Annotated in this window: 23 protein-coding genes; 3 read left to right on the top strand and 20 right to left on the bottom strand. The window is 33.1% G+C overall.

Annotation, left to right across the window (positions count from 1 at the left end):
• Positions 1-250: 250 nt before the first annotated feature.
• The 5 genes from CC92_RS0116395 to CC92_RS0116375 all read right to left on the bottom strand — a co-directional run bounded on the left by CC92_RS0116395 (position 251) and on the right by CC92_RS0116375 (position 2,653).
• Entirely contained in the window at positions 251-625 is a 375-nt protein-coding gene (locus CC92_RS0116395; protein WP_029501558.1) for a desulfoferrodoxin family protein, read from the bottom strand.
• A gap of 26 nt (positions 626-651) precedes the next feature.
• The gene (locus CC92_RS0116390) at positions 652-882 is read right to left on the bottom strand and encodes a hypothetical protein (RefSeq protein ID WP_029501559.1); all 231 of its coding nucleotides are present in this window, start codon (positions 880-882) and stop codon (positions 652-654) included.
• A gap of 145 nt (positions 883-1,027) precedes the next feature.
• The gene (locus tag CC92_RS23245) at positions 1,028-1,162 is read right to left on the bottom strand and encodes a hypothetical protein (protein ID WP_278245207.1); all 135 of its coding nucleotides are present in this window, start codon (positions 1,160-1,162) and stop codon (positions 1,028-1,030) included.
• A gap of 184 nt (positions 1,163-1,346) precedes the next feature.
• Positions 1,347-2,108 carry a hypothetical protein gene (locus CC92_RS0116380; protein WP_029501560.1) on the bottom strand — a complete coding sequence of 254 codons (762 nt, stop codon included), beginning with the start codon at positions 2,106-2,108 and terminating at the stop codon, positions 1,347-1,349.
• Positions 2,108-2,653, bottom strand: coding sequence for a TetR/AcrR family transcriptional regulator (locus tag CC92_RS0116375; RefSeq protein WP_029501561.1), 546 nt, complete (start codon positions 2,651-2,653; stop codon positions 2,108-2,110). Before CC92_RS0116375 ends, CC92_RS0116380 begins: the two co-directional genes overlap by 1 nt.
• 156 nt (positions 2,654-2,809) lie before the next feature.
• Between CC92_RS0116375 and CC92_RS0116370 the strand changes: the two genes are divergently transcribed.
• On the top strand, positions 2,810-3,655 hold the full coding sequence (locus CC92_RS0116370) for a DegV family protein (RefSeq protein WP_029501562.1): 846 nt from the start codon (positions 2,810-2,812) through the stop codon (positions 3,653-3,655).
• Between the two features lie 337 nt (positions 3,656-3,992).
• Here CC92_RS0116370 and CC92_RS0116365 read toward each other — a convergent pair whose 3' ends face one another.
• Complete coding sequence (locus CC92_RS0116365) at positions 3,993-4,745, bottom strand: exodeoxyribonuclease III (RefSeq protein ID WP_029501563.1); 753 nt, start codon at positions 4,743-4,745, stop codon at positions 3,993-3,995.
• Positions 4,746-4,984: 239 nt separating this feature from the next.
• On the bottom strand, positions 4,985-5,461 hold the full coding sequence (locus tag CC92_RS0116360) for a DUF3201 domain-containing protein (protein ID WP_029501564.1): 477 nt from the start codon (positions 5,459-5,461) through the stop codon (positions 4,985-4,987).
• 166 nt (positions 5,462-5,627) lie between these two features.
• Here CC92_RS0116360 and CC92_RS0116355 point away from each other — a divergent pair, with 166 nt between their 5' ends.
• Positions 5,628-6,545: an NAD(P)/FAD-dependent oxidoreductase gene (locus tag CC92_RS0116355; protein ID WP_029501565.1), complete on the top strand. Its 918-nt coding sequence runs from the start codon at positions 5,628-5,630 to the stop codon at positions 6,543-6,545.
• A gap of 371 nt (positions 6,546-6,916) precedes the next feature.
• Here CC92_RS0116355 and CC92_RS0116350 read toward each other — a convergent pair whose 3' ends face one another.
• From CC92_RS0116350 to CC92_RS0116300, 10 genes are all read right to left on the bottom strand, one after another.
• Positions 6,917-7,108: a hypothetical protein gene (locus CC92_RS0116350; RefSeq protein WP_029501566.1), complete on the bottom strand. Its 192-nt coding sequence runs from the start codon at positions 7,106-7,108 to the stop codon at positions 6,917-6,919.
• A 76-nt stretch (positions 7,109-7,184) separates the two neighbouring features.
• The gene (locus tag CC92_RS0116345) at positions 7,185-7,370 is read right to left on the bottom strand and encodes a hypothetical protein (protein WP_029501567.1); all 186 of its coding nucleotides are present in this window, start codon (positions 7,368-7,370) and stop codon (positions 7,185-7,187) included.
• 15 nt (positions 7,371-7,385) lie between these two features.
• Positions 7,386-8,582, bottom strand: a complete 1,197-nt coding sequence (locus CC92_RS0116340) for a hypothetical protein (protein WP_029501568.1) — start codon at positions 8,580-8,582, stop codon at positions 7,386-7,388.
• 551 nt (positions 8,583-9,133) lie between these two features.
• Positions 9,134-9,604 carry an IS200/IS605 family transposase gene (tnpA, locus tag CC92_RS0116335; protein ID WP_029501569.1) on the bottom strand — a complete coding sequence of 157 codons (471 nt, stop codon included), beginning with the start codon at positions 9,602-9,604 and terminating at the stop codon, positions 9,134-9,136.
• A gap of 278 nt (positions 9,605-9,882) precedes the next feature.
• On the bottom strand, positions 9,883-10,740 hold the full coding sequence (locus CC92_RS0116325; protein WP_162175532.1) for an ABC transporter permease: 858 nt from the start codon (positions 10,738-10,740) through the stop codon (positions 9,883-9,885).
• A complete protein-coding gene (locus tag CC92_RS0116320) occupies positions 10,698-11,504 on the bottom strand; it encodes an ABC transporter permease (RefSeq protein WP_029501572.1) in 807 nt (268 codons plus the stop codon). Before CC92_RS0116320 ends, CC92_RS0116325 begins: the two co-directional genes overlap by 43 nt.
• Positions 11,501-12,502 (bottom strand): ABC transporter ATP-binding protein, encoded by a 1,002-nt coding sequence (locus CC92_RS0116315; RefSeq protein ID WP_029501573.1) that lies wholly within the window; start codon positions 12,500-12,502, stop codon positions 11,501-11,503. The genes CC92_RS0116320 and CC92_RS0116315 overlap by 4 nt, the downstream gene beginning before the upstream one ends.
• A gap of 108 nt (positions 12,503-12,610) precedes the next feature.
• Positions 12,611-13,534 carry an ATP-binding cassette domain-containing protein gene (locus CC92_RS0116310; protein WP_029501574.1) on the bottom strand — a complete coding sequence of 308 codons (924 nt, stop codon included), beginning with the start codon at positions 13,532-13,534 and terminating at the stop codon, positions 12,611-12,613.
• A 140-nt stretch (positions 13,535-13,674) separates the two neighbouring features.
• Positions 13,675-14,403: a sensor histidine kinase gene (locus CC92_RS0116305; protein WP_029501575.1), complete on the bottom strand. Its 729-nt coding sequence runs from the start codon at positions 14,401-14,403 to the stop codon at positions 13,675-13,677.
• On the bottom strand, positions 14,400-15,113 hold the full coding sequence (locus tag CC92_RS0116300) for a LytR/AlgR family response regulator transcription factor (protein ID WP_029501576.1): 714 nt from the start codon (positions 15,111-15,113) through the stop codon (positions 14,400-14,402). Before CC92_RS0116300 ends, CC92_RS0116305 begins: the two co-directional genes overlap by 4 nt.
• A 599-nt stretch (positions 15,114-15,712) precedes the next feature.
• Between CC92_RS0116300 and CC92_RS0116295 the strand changes: the two genes are divergently transcribed.
• Positions 15,713-17,068 carry a DUF4317 domain-containing protein gene (locus CC92_RS0116295; protein ID WP_029501577.1) on the top strand — a complete coding sequence of 452 codons (1,356 nt, stop codon included), beginning with the start codon at positions 15,713-15,715 and terminating at the stop codon, positions 17,066-17,068.
• A gap of 311 nt (positions 17,069-17,379) precedes the next feature.
• Here the strand turns inward: CC92_RS0116295 and CC92_RS0116290 are convergent, their stop codons facing one another.
• The 3 genes from CC92_RS0116290 to CC92_RS0116280 all read right to left on the bottom strand — a co-directional run bounded on the left by CC92_RS0116290 (position 17,380) and on the right by CC92_RS0116280 (position 20,081).
• Positions 17,380-18,198 carry a nitroreductase family protein gene (locus tag CC92_RS0116290; protein WP_330372772.1) on the bottom strand — a complete coding sequence of 273 codons (819 nt, stop codon included), beginning with the start codon at positions 18,196-18,198 and terminating at the stop codon, positions 17,380-17,382.
• Positions 18,199-18,549: 351 nt separating this feature from the next.
• Positions 18,550-19,203, bottom strand: coding sequence for a DUF1905 domain-containing protein (locus tag CC92_RS0116285; protein WP_029501579.1), 654 nt, complete (start codon positions 19,201-19,203; stop codon positions 18,550-18,552).
• On the bottom strand, positions 19,200-20,081 hold the full coding sequence (locus CC92_RS0116280) for an AraC family transcriptional regulator (RefSeq protein ID WP_029501580.1): 882 nt from the start codon (positions 20,079-20,081) through the stop codon (positions 19,200-19,202). Before CC92_RS0116280 ends, CC92_RS0116285 begins: the two co-directional genes overlap by 4 nt.
• Positions 20,082-20,140: the final 59 nt, after the last annotated feature.

Raw genomic sequence — 20,140 nt, 5'->3', positions numbered from 1 at the left:
GTATCCTTCCTACTATCGACTTACCTCTTTTGAATTTTATAAATAAGCCGTCTATAATCAATGTTTAAGTTATGGATTACTTCAGATATTTACGTTTCAATATCTTAAGGTGATTGTATTCCTTTTGATTTTAGATGTCAACAGATTGGAGCATAACTTACCAACCTAAACTTTTTGGAGTAAGAACTCTATAAGAGTAAATAACTCCTTACCCACATCACAAAATAGTGAACTAGGGTAAGGAGTTTATTTAATCAATATCTGCTTTCCATAAACCGTGCAAATTGCAGTAAGCATAGGCTGCCATTGCTTTGTCGCCAGAAGATACATCAAATTGAACTATTGGTTCATCGCCATGATGTAAAAATTTATACTGTCCTCCACATCGAGTCTCTAAGATAACAGTTGTGATGGAATGCTCCTCTGTCATTGGGTGAGAAACGCTACCAACATTAACTCTTACGGTATTACCACTACAGTTTACAACAGGTATGTGCTTCTCTGCACTAGCTTCTACTGTATTTGGACTTATTTCCTCCGCATACTTTAAAGAGTCAGCAGAAGTAAAATTATTTGTAACAGGTATTATTAAGCTGTCGTTATCACATTTAAAAAATTTCATCATAACTAATTGCCACCTTTCTAAGATCCTTATTCTCCTCCAGGACCATCTCTTCTTGGAACTTCATCTGGTGATACATTCCTGTAATTATTGGAACAATTTTTGGAACTAATCTTAGAATTTTCTTTCGCATTTTTTGCACAGTTTTTATCTACATCTGGGATATCCCCGTCACCATATTCTGTATTATAATCGTAATCAAAATTGATTCCATTTTTTGTTCCGCAATCTTTCGATTGAGTTGTTTTCTTAACTTCCATATTAACCTCTTTTCTGGCTCTTAAAAAGCCGCCTAGTGTTAGGTATTAATTTATTCTGTATTAGGGATTTATTTGTTCTCTATTAGTGACTTATTTTAACTCTATTAGGGTTTTATTTATAAAATTCCATGTTGGATTTTTGAAATTATACGTCATTGTTTGGGATTGATTTTTTCTTAGCATTTGGATTTTGATTTTGATTTTCTTCTGTAATTGGTGTCTGCCCATTTGCTTTCTCTTTTCTCGCTTCTTTATTATCCGGTTGACTATCCTTTGGCATTGGATTCCTCCTTACTTTTAATATTAGTTTCGATATTTAATGATATATTATTTGTTTATTTCGATACTAGTATTGGCAATCTAAATTATTCTATGTATGATGGTTTTAAGTAAAGAAAAGGAACTATTGCAAAATAAGTCTCTCATGCAACCGTTCCTTTTTCGTTTTAATATGATTCTCGTTTTTATATGTTTTTCTTTACTATCCAATTTCTTTTTCGAAGATAATCCATCATCATTAATTTATTCTCCTGAAACTGTATGATACGATTCACATTAGCACCAGAAGGATGAGGAAAACCTAATAATATTTGATTTTTTGATATCAAGCCTTCTTCTTCTAATTGAATAAGAACTTCCTCCACTGCTCGTCCAAGCGGTATCAGTAATATATCTTCTTTATTTATTAAACTACGATATTCCTCTATAAAGTTTTCATAAATATATTTTTTTAACAAACTGCATTTTAGCAATTTGGGGGTATGACCAGAATAGTTTTTCTTATTGATAAAAACGGAGTATGGAATTAGTGATACCGTATGCAACAAGTTATCCTCTTTTGAAAAAAGTTCACTTGTACTTTTTATGCCCAAGTAGTAAGGTAACTCTAGTTCATCCAACATCTGTATTATATTTTTTCGAATAACACCACTAAATCGTCCTGCAACTTTGCATTCATATTGGATTTGCTCACTTGGAAGATTTAACTCTACCCCCTTCCTTGCTGTTGCTATGGCAGTGCTCATCTGCTGAAATCCTGGTGTAATTCCTATTATAAAAATCTTAGCATGTGGGTTTCTATACTCATTATGTGGGGCATAATATATTTCGATATCCTCATCTTTTTCTATAAGAAATTCATTGATTAAAATTTCCTGTCTATCATATTTATCTTTTTGCGGTAATTCTTGAATTACATCTAAATAATCAAGTAATGTCTTTTTCATTAATCCTTCCTTCCTACATGTTTATATACAATGGATGCTATTTCTTCTGGAGTTTCTATCATCCCCGTTTCCACCCATTTAATGTAAGTATTACATAAAGCCCCCGCATAATAATAGAGTTCGTATCTGGAACGATTCGAGGTTGGTAAAACATAACTGTCCATATAGTTATTTAAGGCATTGATAATAACAGAATACATATTGGCATTCAATAATATTTTTATAAAATCACTAAACTGTTTAAAAAACTGAAAACAATGACAAATATGTTTATAATCATGAAGTCCGCCAATATCAGTTCTCTTTCTCGCATCTTCCATATAATCATTCACGATTTCGTACATATAATCAGATAAAACTTCCTGCTTAGATTTATAATATTTGTAAAAAGTCATTCTTGATACGTTCGCTTTTTTCACTAGCTCTGTAATCGTAATGTCTTCTAACGATTTTACCTCCATTATATGAATTAAGGTTCTGGCTATACACATTCTAATATATTGATTCCTCGCGGTAAGGTTTGTACCATCTTCCGTTATTCTCATAATCATCCCCCTAATATATAAACATTTTGACCACTTTTGTAAATTGTAACACATTATAGCTCGTAGTACAATGTGATATAGTAATAAAAACTACATTTGGATAAGTAGTAACTTATCGATTTACTAAAATAACGGAACATGGCAATGGAGGTAACTATGAAATACGGAATCGTTGTTGATTCAGGATGCGATATGAGAAGCCTTAATTTTGATACAAAAAAGCAGATTGATTTTACCAGAGTAGCTTTAAAACTTGATATCGGAGAGAAAGAATTTACAGATGATCTAAACTTAAATATAGAAGAATTTATGAAGGAAATGTACGCTTATAAAGGAAAAACTGGAAGTGCTGCTCCTAGTCCAGAAGACTATATGAGAGCATATGAAAAGTCCGACTTTGTATTTGCTATTACTATTACAGGCACACTCTCTGCAAGTTATACCAGTGCAAATACAGCAAAAGATATGTTTCTTGACCAATATCCAGACCGTAAAATTCATCTCATTGACTCTAAGTCAACAGGGCCTGAAATGACATTGATCGTGAGAAAATTAACCGAATTAATCAATCAAGGTATGAGTTTTAAAGATATCGTTACTAACATAGAAAAATATCGTAAAAATACTCACCTCCTCTTTATCCTAAAATCACTTGATAATCTTGTGAAAAATGGACGTATTAGCAGACTAAAAGCCAGCATGGCGGGTATTCTCGGTATTAAAGTTTTGGGAACTGCTAGTGAAGAAGGAACGCTTGAGCTGCTGGATAAATGCCGTGGTAAGTTGACTGTTTATGATAAGGCAATCGAAAAGATGGTATCAAAAAATTATAAAGGTGGGAGAGTAGTAATCGCACACTGTTTTAGTGCGGATGTTGCAGAATACATAGCAATCTCGATCAAAAAGCTATTTCCTAAGTATGATATCGAGATAATGAGTACAAGTGGACTTTGCAGCTATTATGCAGAGCAAGGTGGCATATTAATAGGATTTGAGGCATAATCAATTCGCCCTGTTTCTAAAAAGATTGATACAGGTCGTTATAATAAGTAAGTTTATAACTACTCTTTGGATTGACTGTACTTGTGTCAATAACATAGACACAAGTACAACTTTATTTGTTGATTTTATTTTGACATTTTATAACATTGCATTTATTGCTTAGTTTATAAGTTTTATTATTGCCCCATAAAAAAGGATTACGACGAAAATCCACCTCGCCATAAAGTCTAACTTTTAGGGGTTATCTCATAATGAATATCGCCGTAATCCTTTTTATTATTTCTCTTTTTATTATTTCTCTTTTTATTTTTCTAATTATATTTTCTATATTTATATTTTACTTTATTTCCAATTCAACTGGACAATGATCAGAACCAAAAATCTGGGAATGAATCTTTGCATCCACCAATCTACTTTCTAACCCTTTGGAAGCTAAGAAATAGTCAATACGCCAACCTGTATTCTTTTCTCTTGCCTTAAAACGATAAGACCACCAAGAATACATATCAGTGGTATCTGGATAAAAATAACGGAACGTATCGATAAATCCAGCCTCTAACAATTCACTAAACTTTGTTCTCTCTTCCATTGTAAAACCTGCATTCATCTGATTTGTCTTAGGATTTTTAAGATCAATTTCTTTATGCGCTACATTTAAATCCCCACAAACGATAACCGGCTTTGTTTCTTCTAATTTTTTAAGGAAGCTTCGGAACTCATCTTCCCAAACCATACGGTAAGGAAGACGTGCCAACTCATTTTGAGAATTTGGCGTATATACTGTTACCATATGAAAATCTTCAAATTCTAATGTAATTACTCGTCCTTCCTTGTCATGCTCCTCAATACCAATTCCATAGGTAACCTGTAGTGGTTCCTTCTTTGTGAAGATTGCAGTACCCGAATATCCCTTTTTCTCGGCATAATTCCAGTATTGATAATAACCCTCAAAATCTAACTCTATCTGTCCTGCCTGTAATTTACTTTCTTGAATACAAAAGATGTCTGCATCGATTTCTTTAAAGAAGTCGCAGAACCCCTTTTGTACACAGGCACGGATTCCATTTACATTCCATGATACTAATTTCATATCTATTTTATACCGTGCAGCATAATAGAACTACACGATAAGCTCCTTTCTAATTACACTTAAAATGAGGAATAACTCTTCCTAATAGCCATTACGAAATCTAACATAGGACTATTCATAGAGTAGCAATCGTCATTTTCTACTCTATTATAACATGATTCTCATAAAAGTGACATTAGAATTACTTCAAAACCATTAATCTCTGTCTAAAATCTAACTATTAAACTATGTGTCTATCTTTATGCGAAGTATTTTTGAATTTCCATCACTTTATGACAGATTCCACTCGCTGGCTCATCCACTGAAAAGAAAACACTAATTCCTATCGATACCTCACTACTTTTTTGAATTCTATCCTTAATCTCCGTGAAAGATAGCGAAGTATTATAAAAATCATTTAAATAATTCTCCATACCATACACTTCAAACGGATAGGATTCTAACTTGTGATAATCAAACTTCAATGCCTGCTCCCTCGTTATAGCTATCTCTAAAAAGATATGAGGAATATCAATCCCCAAATCACCAATATGATCAATTGTTATTACTGGTATCGGATACTCCTCAGTAATCCATTCCTCGTTTATCTTTACACTATGTTGACTATAATACCCCCATCGGTAAGAAATTCCTTTTTCTTTCAACGCCTGAATCAGTTCTTTCTTCTTTTTATTTATTTTGACATAGATTTCATTTAAAATTTTAATATTATCCACTTTGATTCCCCACCTTATTGAGATTAGCATTCTAAGCTTTCCACTGTATTTTACTCTATTCCCATCAATAATGATAGAAGAACAAATGAAATAATAAATCATAGACAATCAAATTTTCTGGGTATATAATATGTTTCAACCAAATTGAAAGAAAGAAGTGATTAACATGTTATATGACGTTATTGTTATTGGAGGCGGACCTGCCGGTATTAGTGCGTCAATCTACGCTGTAAGCCGTGGCCTAAAAACATTAGTATTAGAAAAAGATGCTGTTGGTGGTATCATAAGAAATGTTTCTACCGTAACACATTATTCTGGAATCCTTGAGAATGAGTCTGGTACTACCTTTGCTGATCGATTAAAATCACAGGCTCTTAATTCTGGTGTCGAAATTCGTATCGAAGATGTTACGTCTCTTTCCCTTGAAAATAAGAGTAAACAGGTAATCACCAATCAAAATGTATACGAAGCAAAAGCAGTAGTACTAGCCAACGGAACCTCCCCACGTCATTTGAATATTCCAGGAGAAGAAGCATTCCAAGGTAACTGCGTTCATTATAATCTTTCTAATGAAGGAAAACCTTACGAAGGAAAAGATGTTTATGTTGTTGGCGGTTCTGATGGTGCATTAAAGGAAGCTCTGTTCCTTACCAAAATTGCTTCAAAAGTGACCTTAATACATTTTGAAGATCAACTTGGTGCAATCTCCGAATTTGTAGAGAAAGCAAAGGTAAATCCTAAATTGTCACTTTGCCTGCATTCAAGATTAACTCAGATTCACGGTACCGACCATGTAACCAGGCTAGATATTACGGATGTACATACAAATGAAGTACAATCCATTACTGTCGATGGATGCGGTATCTATCTTTTTGCTGGTTCCACCCCTAATACATCCCTCTACGAAGCTGTTACACTAGAAGACGGCTTTATTGTTACAAATGACAGTATGGAAACCAACCTTCCTGGCGTATTTGCAGCAGGCGATATCCGCAAAAAAGTAGTGCGACAGATTGCCACCGCAGTTTCTGACGGTGCTGTAGCAGGAATTAGAGCTGCTACCTATGTAAAAGCGTTATCCTAAAATTAGCTTGTATTAAGGATAATATTCGCTTGTAATATAGTAAAATATAAACCTCTGGATAGAAGAAATGATAATATGTTTTCTGCTATTTAGAGGTTTTTAGAATATGTAGTAATTTATATATATTAATACTAATGCGCTAGAAGTAAATTTTATAATTCTACAATTTTGATGAAAAATGTACTTTATTATAAGTGAGAAGTAAATTTGTTATTTCGAATTAAAGTACAAATACACTTTATTTTTCGTGATGATTAAAAAATTTGGGTAGAGGTTTTGACGCTCTACCCGCTTTTTTATTATGTAAATCGAACAAAATGTTGTCGCTCCCGTTCTGAATAACTCCTTTTTAACAAACTAAAATTTACAATTTAATCCTTTGGAATTGTTATTGTACCATATTTTATTGGATTACTTCCAAAATTAGATGGTAATTTTGGTGAACCAGCATAGTATTGTGGCCATAGTCCCCAATTATCCCCTGTTATTCCAGTTCTTAACTCAGCAAGATAATAATATACAGTTTGACCTCTACTAGCCACTGTACTAAAATCAAATTCCATCTTCCATATGTATTAAACTTTTTCATTGATTTAGGGATAGATGACCAACTTCCGCTACCAACTTTATAATACACCTCTACTCCATCAAATCTTGCCATACTCTATCATTCATTGTATAAGCAGTTATATAGATAGAGTTCCCCACTATAGCATCACCACTTAAAAAATCCATGTGTTTCCCATTATATGCAAATACTTTAGTGTATGAACTTATGCAAAAAACCGATACAATAATTATTGCTAAAATCTTTTTTATTTTCATCAATAAATCCCTCCTTTAGTTTAGTTCATTTATATTAATAACATAAGATTGCTGTTCCAAAGTACCACTTGTTGTAGAGGTAACAATAAGTGTTTCAGAATCCAACCAACTATAATCTTCAAAGAATGTATTTTCTAGAGGTTGTATAATTTTATAAGATAAATCAACAGTGTTTAAAATAACAATTAATGTTGGATCTACGTTCTCTTTTTCTCTTGCCTGAAATGCAACTAAATTTTCTTTATTATTTTTCAAATAGTAACAGTCATTAATTTGGCTATTTATATATGATTTTTGTTCATTGGTATCAACGTTTAGTAGGGCTATTTGATTATCTCCAACTATAATTAGGTATGGATATAAGTAACTAGATTCTGGATTAACTTTCTCAGCAATAGTAGTTTTTTCTCCACTATTTGCATTAATTTTTATAACGTTTTGATCAAAATCTAAATAATATACATTATCTGATTTATCCCAGCCAAGGCAAGTATACCCGATTTCTCCTAATGGTTTTTCCTCATTAGTTACTAGGTCTTTAATCCAAACGATGTTTTTACCATTATCATTTTTAATTCCATTTCTATTAGAAATATAGGTAAGTTTTGTTCCTGACAAATTCACAGATGGATTTTCTCCCCAACTCAATACCATATTTTTATCATGTGCATTAATACACTTGTCACCCAACTCTTTTTTGTTATAACCTAGAACGTCATCTTTAAGTAATGGAGTAATGCTATTTTTCTTTGAATCAAGCTTATATAAGTTATTTTTATACTCTAGAATGTATTGTTCCGTTTCTGGAATAAGTACAAAATGGTATGGTTCATCTATATCCTCAACAAGTATCAACTTATTTTTATTGTTTTTAATAAAAGTAAAATTAAGTTCTGTAGATACAAGTCCATCAATGAGATTTAACTTTTTGATTTCTTTTCTATTACTCTTCAATTTGATTTCGTTCAAATCAAAATTTTTAATATCATATTTGTATTTTGCTGTACCTGAGATAGGGTCTATAGAATCACTTATTTTCTTATTTTCTTTGTGCCCTTGAACTGAATAAGCTACACCATCATTGGATTTTATTACTTCATTAATGGACTTAAATTTAGATATTTTGTTATATATTGGAACTGCCAGCGCAACTGTTGCGATAGTCAAAGTCGCGCTTACAAAAATTAAAGGAATTAGTAACTTTTTTTTCATATAATAACTCCTCTCGAATAATGTAAATGTTTTGTATAGGTACAATTCAAGAATATCATTTGGCACCTCACTTTACAACCATAATTTACCATTTTGCTATGTTTTTACTGTCGGACCTCCATTTTGTTATTCAGCGATTCAACGGATTGAGCTAACGGTAGCGCTCCCCCCTCCTGACGGTATTGTCCAAAAGACCTTCACCTACAATTACTGTAATTTTTATTTCTTCTCTACTTTTGAATTACATTGTTTATGCATGTCTTCGAATAGTAAGAATTTTGATTTGTTGTTATCATATACTGTATGTATTTATTTTACCCTGCAACTGTTGATCATGTTTTGAACTTTATTTTGTCCCTAATCTACTTTATTTTATCTACAAAAAAGAACTTTATCTTTATAAAAATAAAGTTCAAATCAGCACCACCAGTGTGAACTGGTGGTTTGCTCTGCCCCTGTAAGGGGCTATTGCCGGCATGGACCTCAAAGGTCCTTCGAAAGTAAAGGCCCCAACCGCACCACTTTCTCTGGCTAACCCTTACAAGGGTTTATTATTTGCCTTTTATTACTGGCTCACCCGTGAACGGGTCAATAAATTCTTTCAAACTTAGTTGATCTTCTGCTTGGTCATCCATCAACTGGCTTCTGATGTATTCTTCTATTTTCTTTGCATTTTTTCCAACTGTATCTACAAAGTATCCTCTACACCAGAATTTTCTATTTCCATATTTGTATTTTAAATTTGAATGTCTATCAAATATCATCAATGAACTTTTTCCCTTCAAATACCCCATGAATTCCGAAACGCTTATATTCGGTGGTATTCTAACTAGCATATGCACGTGATCTTTGCAGCATTCAGCCTCTATAATTTCTACACCTTTCCTTTTACACAATGTACTTAGTATATTTGCAACATCTGCCTTTATACTTCCATAAATTATCTGCCTTCTAAATTTCGGTGCAAAAACAATATGATATTTACATTCCCATGTTGTATGTGATAATGTATTCTTATCCAATTGGATACCTCCTTTGTTATATTTAGTGCGGTTTGAGACCCACACTTATTATAACAAAGGAGTTTTATTATGAAAATGCTAGAAGCCATTGTGATCCACCGGCCTAGCCGGTGGTTTATTAAAGATAGCCCTACAAACAAAATAAAGTACATTCCATTAAGAATGTACTTTATCGTTCCATTCCTTATCAAGCAAGGATTTCCTCTATTCAATTATAAAGTACATTATTTTTTAGTTATTACATTTATAATGTTTAAATACCAGTACTTCTATAGCATCTAATTACCAGTACTTTTATACCTCTTCATTGCCACTCTCCAAAAGCAATAAGCACAGAAATACATTACAATCCCAAGTATTGGAGTCAGATATAGATAAATATCTGGATAATTGACAATATCATCATTTCGCAGTAAAAATTGTGCTGGGAAATAGTTAACGAACGCAAACGGAGCCACATACATTAACATGTATTGTAAGATTTTAGGGAAAATACTTAGTGGATAACCTGCAATATTGCGAAGATTCCAAAATAATACTCCATGAACATTACTCGCTTTGACAAAGTAAAAACTGAGGCTTGCAAAAAATAAAAACATTGCTCCTTGAATCAAAATCGCTCCAACAAAAGCAGATGCTAAATATAGAATGTTTCCCAAGTTCCAAATAACTTCTATTTTACTAGTCGCATATGAGAATAATACAATCCCCAGCGTCCCATGTCCAATCGCAGCAAACCAATCGGCATCGCTCGCAATAATTTGAAATAAAACCCCTCGTGGTCGCAATAGAAAGCGATCAAAAGTACCATCTTGAACTGTCTTTCCAAAGTCAAGTAATCCAGTAAAAAAGATAATTAAAACACCATAAGTGCTAAATAAAAAGCTATATAAAAAAACTAACTCATTGATGTTCCAGTTATTGATCCCGCTTACATCAAACTTTGTAAACACCAAAATAATAGAAATAATCCCTGTGGCTTCTCGTAAAAAAACTGCCAGAGAACGTAGTAATGCATCTACCCGGTACTGAAACCAGGATTTCATAGTTACTCGGGAATATTGATAAAACATTGCAATTGCATCCTTCATTCTTAACCTCCTTGGACAATCAATTTCTTTTGTCCATGTTTCCATAAGAAGTCTCCAATGAGATATAAGAGTACAATCCAAATCCATTGTTTACAGTAGATTGCTACGATTTCTCTTTCATTAACCAATCCAAGATAAATTTCAACTGTACCAAAATATATAGATTCAAATGGAGTAAACGATGCTATCGTACGAACTGCATCTGGTAAAAACCATAGTGGTAAAATGCAGCCAGAAAGTAAGCTAAACAGAACACCTTTTATAGTAGAAATACTCCAAACATTAATAATCCAAAATGCTAAACTCTGAACAATAAAACTCAAATTCCAACAGACCAAAAATCCAAAGATCAAAGCAATCATGCTTAGTAGGAGATGCCCAGAACTCTTCGGTGGCTCCATACCAATCCACAGTACCGTTATCAAAAATGCAGGTCCGCTTCGAAATATCAAATTAAATATTGTCTGTCCCAAGTCCTCTGCTAATATTCGCAATTTAAAATTCACTGGCCTTAAGAATTCATTTGCTATGGTACCATTATTTATCTTATTACGTAAAAAGTCATCATCCATGGCAAATGCATCTCCAATAATAAAAGAAATAATAAGATTGGTTGCTACCATTGATAAAGTTATCCCATCTAATTCCGTATTTCCATAATATAAAGCACGATATAAATTAAAGAAGATAAATACAGAAAAAACTGAACTTAAAATAGTCATCCAATGATTAAATCGATATGCCATACTAGATAAAAATCTTTTTTTTGCAAACGCTACATAAACATTACCTAGAGGTTTATTTGTCATATCATTACCTGACCTTCGTAAATTTTCCGTATAATACTCTCAATCCCTGGTTCTATTATAGAAAAATCTTTAACAGAATAAGTCGATAAAATTTCTTTCATTAACCAATCCAATGATATCTTATTTTTTTCATACGAGAATCGATACTTAAAATCACCTTGTTGAGAAACATTCTCAATTGATACATTTTCAATCGTTACGATTTCTTGATGCTGATCCATAGTTACTTCAATCTGTTTTGTGTTCCCAAATCGCTCCTTAATGGAAGCTAATGTACCATCATAAATCATAGTCCCATGATCAATAATGATTGCTTTATCACAAGTCTTTTCAATATCTTGCATGTCGTGAGTGGTAAACAGCATGGTAATTCGGTCTGTTTTATTTAACTCAACAATAAATTCTCTGATTTTCTCTTTCCCAACGACATCTACACCGATGGTAGGCTCATCAAAAAATACTATTTTGGGAGAATGTAAAAGCGACGCAGCGATATCTGCTCGCATACGTTGACCGAGAGATAGTTGACGTACTGGCTGTAATAAAAAATCTTTCATATCAAGTAAGGTAACAAAGCGTTCCAGATTGTCTTGATACTTTTTTTCTTCTATGCGATAAATATGCTTTAATAAATCAAAACTCTCTAAAACAGGTAAATCCCAGGCAAGCTGTGATTTTTGACCAAATACAACTCCAATTTGGGACACATATTTTTTTCTATCACGATACGGAATAAAATCTCCCACCTCAATACTTCCTTGATCTGGGTGCAGGATTCCAGATAGCATCTTAACTGTTGTAGATTTCCCCGAACCATTGGGTCCAAGAAAACCTACCATTTCTCCTTCTTTTATTGTAAAGTTAATATCATCTACTGCTTTTTTTAATATGTAATTTGGTTTAATCATTTGCTTTACAGCATTTATTATCCCTTGTTTTTGTTTTGCAATTCGAAAAGATTTGCTAATGTGATTTACCTTTATTAATACATCTTCCATATAACCCCTCCATTCTGTCACAATGCTGCTAATTTTGATGACAGTACAAATTCGTGTGTGAAAAATCTTGATTTTTCACACTATCTTTATTTCCACAGTTTTCTTTCCCTATTCTTCCTTTCTCATTAAGGACTGCATAGCTTCCTCTAAGCCACCTTGGTTTGTTTTGATGCTTCTAACCTGTGTCTGCTCCATGATATGTCTCATGATTACTTTTGTCGATAAGCAATCGCTATCATAATCAATTGTTAAGTGTTGATTACAATATTGGTACCGTTTTACAGGCAAATCAGATAAATCGGGTAACTTACCAAGAATCTCAAGTTCAAGGCTTCGCCTCGACTGAAATTTGTTGATAGCATAATTAACGCTTCCATAATAAAGGCTTTTTCCCTTTTTTAATACAAGTAAACGGTGACACAATGACTTGATATCTTGCATATCATGAGAGGTGAACACTATAGTGGTTCCATTTTGTCTTGTTAGTTCCAGAAGATATTCAGAAACTGCATTACGAACCATAGCATCTAACCCAAGGAAAGGTTCATCTAAAATTATGAGTTTTGAGTCTCTTAATAATAACAGTCCTAAATCAGCTCGCATGCGCTCTCCAAGAGATAGCTGTACTTTATGATTATCAAGAATTGAGCTAAGATTAAGCAATGGATCTAATATCAAAAGTTTTCTCTGATATTCCTCCTTTGACACTCCATACAAAATTGCTTCAAGTTCCATTGATTGCTTCACTGTCATTTGTTCATGAAGTCTAGAGCATCTTCCATATAAAACAGCAAGATCTTTTGATAGAGATTTTCTTGAGGCATAGGGGATTTTCCTCATCGTCCGTAAATATCCATCCGTTGGTGCTAATAGTCCGGTTATCATATGAAGAAGGGTCGTCTTACCCGCTCCATTTTCACCAACAATACCTACAATCTCACCTTCAGGTATATGAAATGTTATATCTTCAATTGCCTGAACAATTCCCATCTTAGTATGAAACTCTCGTTGAAGATTCTTTGCAGTAATCAAAATATCCTCCTTATCTATCTACAGTATAGATAAAATGTCTATATTTTCAATTAGTGTGGGATATACAGCATCCTGTTTGGGATAAATAGTATGCTGCAATTAAGAAAAAGCACGCTTCTCGAACTTTTCCTTGTCATGAATTAATCTGAAAATGGAAACGCAATAAAACAACAAAACCATCCATCCTCTTCATAGATGTCAATCATTCCATGATACATCTCGACTATACTTCTAATTTGTACTAAACCATAACCATGTTCTTTTGAGTTTTCCTTCTTTGTTGTAATTAAATCCTTATTGTATTGTAATACAGACTCCGAGATTAAGTTTTTCATTAAGATTGTTTCATACCCTCTTTTTTTAATAATCTGTATCTGTATTTCTTTCTTTTCTTCTTTTAGAGAAGCTTCTATCGCGTTATCTAAAAGATTCATTAGTAATGCTGACAAGTCTATACTACCTAATTTTGAAAATGATAGATTTTCTATTTCAGCTTTAAATGAAATCCCTAACTGATGAGCCATTTCCAATTTGGCATTAATACAAGAATTTAAGACAGTATTTCCTGTTTCTATGTAGGAATAGATATGATTTAACTTATCTAGGACCTTAGATAAATACTGCTTAGTTTCATATATATTTTCTTGATTTAGGTAATTCGCTAAGACTAGCATATGATTTTTCATATCATGCTTTAGCCTTCTGGTGTTTTCATGCAGCTTATTTATCTCGTCTTTTTGATATTGCTGTTCTTCATATTTTCTGAGCAGTTCCTCATAGCGATATTCTAACTCCATCTTCTCTGCTAACAGATTCGTTGATGTATCCTCTAAAGTTTGTTTTAAACTATTTCTCTTTCTACTTATCATAAGCTAGTCCCTCTAAGATAACGAAATAACTGATTCTTTACTGCTTCTCTATTGGTTCGCCCAATTGGTAACACGGTGTGATTGGTTAATTCTACTTCCTCTTGTCGTATGGAATAGATATAATTCATGTTTAATAAAAATCCTTTATGTATACGCAAAAACTTCTTTCCATGAAATAATTCACATAAATTAGATAGCGTTTCACGATATCGATATATCTCTTTCGTCGTAACTAACTTAACATAATTCAGATCAGATTCAAAATATATGATATCTTCAATTAATACCTTATTGATCCCCCCTCGATAACTAAAAGAATAAGTTTGTGCTTTAGAAAACACAGTATCAATCATTCGTAGTAATGTGGATTCTAACTCTTCTTTAAGGTAATCTTTTCTTAGAAATGCAAAGGGATGACATTCAAAAGATTGATATACAAGAGCTTCCTGGTTGGTAACAAAAGCAAATACGATATCTTGTTCTGCCAATGATATTTCCTTTGCTAGCTCCATTCCTGATTTATCTGGCATATCAATATCTAATAATAAGATATCAATCGGTGTTTTATTATAATCTTCATAAAAATCACTTGCACTATCAAACAATAGAATTTTTCCTTGTTTTAAGTGTATTCGTAGGATTTCCTCTACACTAGTTTTTAGTTCATCCAAAATTTTATTCTCATCATCACATATTGCTATGGTCAACATATTTTTATCTCCCCTAATAAATTTAAATACTGACTTCCTTCCTTCTCTTGGTAAAATCAAAAGTACTTCTCACACAATTATATCCATAATCTGTCATATTCACAATCTGAAAAGAATGTTTATAAAAAGTGCGGTTTTTACTCCTCATTTCTGCTATACAGATTAGAAGCTAGGTAACTATCTATCTGAAAAAATCACCTCATCATAAAGCATATCCTGTGATTATACCAAAATTAATTTCATTAGCTTATTAATACATGTTTGTATAATATTTATTAATCCTTGAATACAAATTTTCTACACTATCTATTAATCCTTTAATACAAATTTTCTACAATAATTATTGATTCTTGAATACAAATTTCCTACAAAATTTATTCATCCTCGAATAGAATTTTTTTTGAATTTGTTTTATAATTATTGGAAGACGTTTGTCCTATTAATTTATAACTCTCGTTTATTTATAATTTAGATATTCCAATATTACAGTTTCTTTATTTATATGAGCTAAGCATAGATTTAGGATAAATAACTTAATCGCTCTATGTATGGCTTACGTTTAACATTTTATAGAATAACAGTTTTTATCGGAGGTTCCTATGACAAAAAAAGATGTATTAGAATTAAAAAGGCGACTTAAAAAAAACGAATGTACCTTTACTAGAATGTGTGGTTGTTATGTGAATGCGGAGAAAGAAATCATTCTAAATCTAGAGGAAACATTTTTAAATTTAAAAGAGGAAGAATTTTATAAATATCTAGAGATTGCAAAAAAAACATTATCCGGTACTCTTGGAAATAACTTATTAGAACTTGAATTTCCTATTGATGAAGAAAAAGCAGGTGGTAAGCAGCAATTTCTCATGGGTTTAAAAGATAGTAAATTGAAAAACAGCGCTTTGTTAGAAGCTTTCTATCAATTAGTCATAGACAATTATGATTATTCAGGGAATTATCTCATCCTAATCTTCCATGATTCCTATGATGTTATGACGAAAACATCCGATAATGCCAAATTAGATGAATCAGAAGAAGTATATGATTATCTGCTATGCGCTGTCTGCCCTGTTACACTGACGAAAGCCGGTCTTGGTTATCTAGAAATAGAAAACCGTATAGGGCCACGCAACCGAGACTGGGTCGTGAATGCTCCTGATACTGGTTTTGTCTTTCCTGCATTTTCAGACCGAAGCACTGATATTCATTCCCTCTTATACTTTACCAAAGATGCTAAAGAGCCTCACAAAGAGTTTATGGAATTTGTATTAGGATGTCCACCAAAACAGACTGCTACCGAGCAGAAACATACCTTCCAATCAATTATCTCAAATGCTATAAAAGACGATCAAAAAAGTGAAGCAGTATTCTTAGAAATACAGGAAACATTAAATCAAATGGTAGAGGAACAATCCGCATATAAGGATACAAAACAAGAACCGCTGTTCCTTACCAATGATTCTATTCAAGAACTCCTCTCTGCAAGTGATCTGCCAGAGGAAATCACAACAAAAATTGAGACATCCTATGCAGAAAAATTTGCCGATATGCCACCGGTAATTGATCATTTGATTGATAATAAATTACTTGCCGCAAGTGCACAAAAAAGAAAAGAACAAGAACTAACCGAACAAGTACAAAGACTACAGGAAAAATTAGAAGAAGTAACAATCATCGGTGATAGACTTCATAATCTTGACAATATAGAAGCAGCAGTTTCATTAGAAGAAAATGATAGTAATAGTGATGGCGATAACAGTCAAGACCAAGTAACCGGAATTAATTCCGACAGTGCTTCTGGTGAATCTGCAAACAGCAACTATGATGTTATCCTCAGAGTGAAACCACAAAAAATGCAACAAATCACCTCACAAATTATTGATGGTAAAAAGTGCATTGTAATTCCAATGGAGGAGGATGAACATGCGAATGTAAATGGTGTTACAAATCTATTATAAAAATAGTTTAAGAATCAATTTGTATTTTAACTTGTTAAAAACTCACTGCAATCTATAGAAAAACTAATATTTGATTCCAATACTAAAAAATCCCGCAACTGCTTTCAGTTAAGGACTTTAACTTTATGCATTTACGGGATTTTATCTTATTACTATTCTATTTTCTATAGAACTATCTTGCACTGTTGTTAAATTCTTATTGAGCTGATCTTACATTGATTGAGGTGTAATTAAATTTATCTTGAAATGTTGTCCAATTTATATTGAAGTGTTACATTTTCTCTCGAACTATAAAAAGGAATCAATTTTTTCTATAACCAAGTGACCTTTGCATCATTACGAGGTACCGTTCTTAAATAATTAACCTTTGGGTATCCAATTGCCATACAAGTAATGATTTGTTCTTCTTCCTTTAAACCTAGAAACTCTCTTATCTTTTGATTATTCTGCGCTGCCCGTACCGTAAATCCACTATAGAAGGTACCAAGCCCCAATGCATTCGTCATTAATTCCATATTCGTAGAGGCTAATCCTCCATTAATCGGAGTCGGCGACAATACTAGTATTAGAGCTGGTGCTTGATAATAAATTATATCCTCAATATTCGAATCTTTTTGATACGCTTCGTAAACATCAACCCACATCTTTGCATATCTTTTGTGAGACATGTTTTCTGGAGTCAGATTTTCTAGAATATGCTGCCCCATATGATATAAGCTTTCCATAACTAATAGTCGAAGCTTATCTATCTCTTTTCTTATTACGAGATAAGAAACATCCTGATTATTTCTAGCAGTCTGGGTAAAGCGACCTGCTTCAATTATCTTCTCTATTTTCTCAGTCTCCACCTCTTGGTCTTTAAACTGTCTTATCGATCTTCTAAATTTAATTGAGTTCAAAAGATTCTCTGGTTCTATATGGAAGGTTTCTTTCTTGTAAGGGATTACTTCCTTCATTTTATCTTCGTCAGTTGTAACTGCGAACTTAGGGCATATTGCAATACAATGTCCGCATTCGATACATATTTTATTTATAATAGTTGCTTTGTTGTCCTTCAATCTGATACATCTAGCAGGGCAATCATTCACACAAAGACCACATGCAATACATTTTTCTTTATTTACTTTCATTATAATTCTTCTCCTAAATTACCAATTAAATATCTTAAAAATACTTTTACTTACTAACTCCACTCTGCGTATTGTAGCAAAAAATATAAGGCAAGATGCTACAGATGGAGTTCTCTTTCACAACCTCACCTCATTGCTTCTTATCATGACATAAATTTTCTTTTCATGCAACTAAGAACTCACTTTCTGCGCAACTATCATCCATATCAGTTCATCTATTCTTTCATTGCGGAACTGATAGAGTTGGGACAGACGGGCTTGTCAACGATGACAAAGCCGTTTATTTTATCGTTGACAAGGACGACTGACTATGCTATCTAACATACGGATTATACTCTTTAGCTGTACCATTTAAATATCGATTCTTAAATAACTTATAATTTTGTCTGCACCAAAATTCATCGAATCATAATATTTTCCTTTGTAATAAAGCGCAAGATGGTTGATGTAATCTCTTTTTACATTAACGATACAGCACTCAGGCAAAACAATTTCTCTGCCTCTAGTGTAAATAACCTTTTCATTGTGAGAAATTCCAAAGTAATCAAGTGTTTCTATCAGTTTAGAGATGGAACACTGCCAAGCCTTTGCTTGCATAATCTCTGTAATTTCTTCCACACTTAGCCCAGTGAGCATCGCAATGCAAATCTGACCGCAATAACCGTCTTTGTAGTATGTAACATTTTGAATCGTATCTATTTTTCGGATAGGATTCTCCAATGTATAGGGGCTGTCATGATTAATACGGGTTAAACCTCTGATAAGATTAAAGGAAATACTTATCTCATCGCTGTTGTTAATCTGATTCGTAACGCTTTTGGAAATGGGAATATAGTAAATGCCCGCACCTTTTGGAACAAGCCTACACTCAAATATTAAGTCCTGAATATAAACCTTAACAGGAATTAAGCCTTTTTGACCACATTCCTCCCAAACATTAAACGGAATCTTAATAAAATGCCGTTTGCCCTGCTCAAATATTTTTTCTGAAAATGAGTATATCATAACTGTTTTTCCGTTTCTTCAATTGCTATCCATACTTCTTGATGGTTATCCTGCATATAGCATTCAATCACGGGCAGGTCGGAAAGTTTATATCCTGAGCTTGGTAGCCATTCAGAATAAAATTTGTTATAAACCTCCTGCACCGCATTCGGCAATTCACCATCTGCGTTGATAATTGCCCAAGTTGCGGCAGGATAGGCGAATTCCATCATGCCTTCCGGCGCAGGGACATAATCGCAATTCGGTGTATCCACATGGTTAGTAACGGCTAAAATGTAGTTCATTTCTTCTGAGTTTCCCCACTCGCCTCCATCGGCAATCCCTAAGAAACCTGCCGGACGATAATCAGGGAAGTATTTTGTGAATTTTTGCATAGTGCCGTCTTTCCATGCCTTCTCCCATATCTGCGGTACAAATGCAAAAGCTTCGTTGGTTTTTATCCTGTTAGATATTCCGAAAACTTTAAATGCGGGCCAACGCTCAATTTGATAGTTCATTTTCTCTTCTCCTTTTACCATAATTTGAAAGGAGAGCTTAGGACAAGATTTAACCAGCACTGATTCTTTTCTTACTGCCGATGGTAATACTCCATGAAAGTTTCTGAATGCGCGCGAAAAAGCATCTTGCGAATCATAACCATACTTCAATGCAATGTCAACAATTCTCTCATTGCCTTTTATAATATCAAAAGCAGCAAGAGTCATTCTGCGACTTCGAACATATTCAGATAATGAAGTTTGCGCAATATACGAAAACATTCTTTGAAAATTATATATGGAGCAGCATGCGATTTCGGATATTCTGTCATTTGATATTTCGCCTTGCAAATTGTCATCAATATAGTCCATAATCTTGTTAAGCTGTTTAATCCAGTCCATATTTTTCCCCTTTTCTCATTATAATAATAAAACAAATATTTTATTTTAACTCGACTTTT

The sequence above is a fragment of the Lachnoclostridium phytofermentans genome, from assembly GCF_000733755.1.
In the GTDB taxonomy this organism is placed as follows: domain Bacteria; phylum Bacillota; class Clostridia; order Lachnospirales; family Lachnospiraceae; genus Lachnoclostridium; species Lachnoclostridium phytofermentans_A.
The sequence above is the reverse complement of the archived record's forward strand: the minus strand, read 5'-3'. Positions and strand labels throughout refer to the sequence as shown.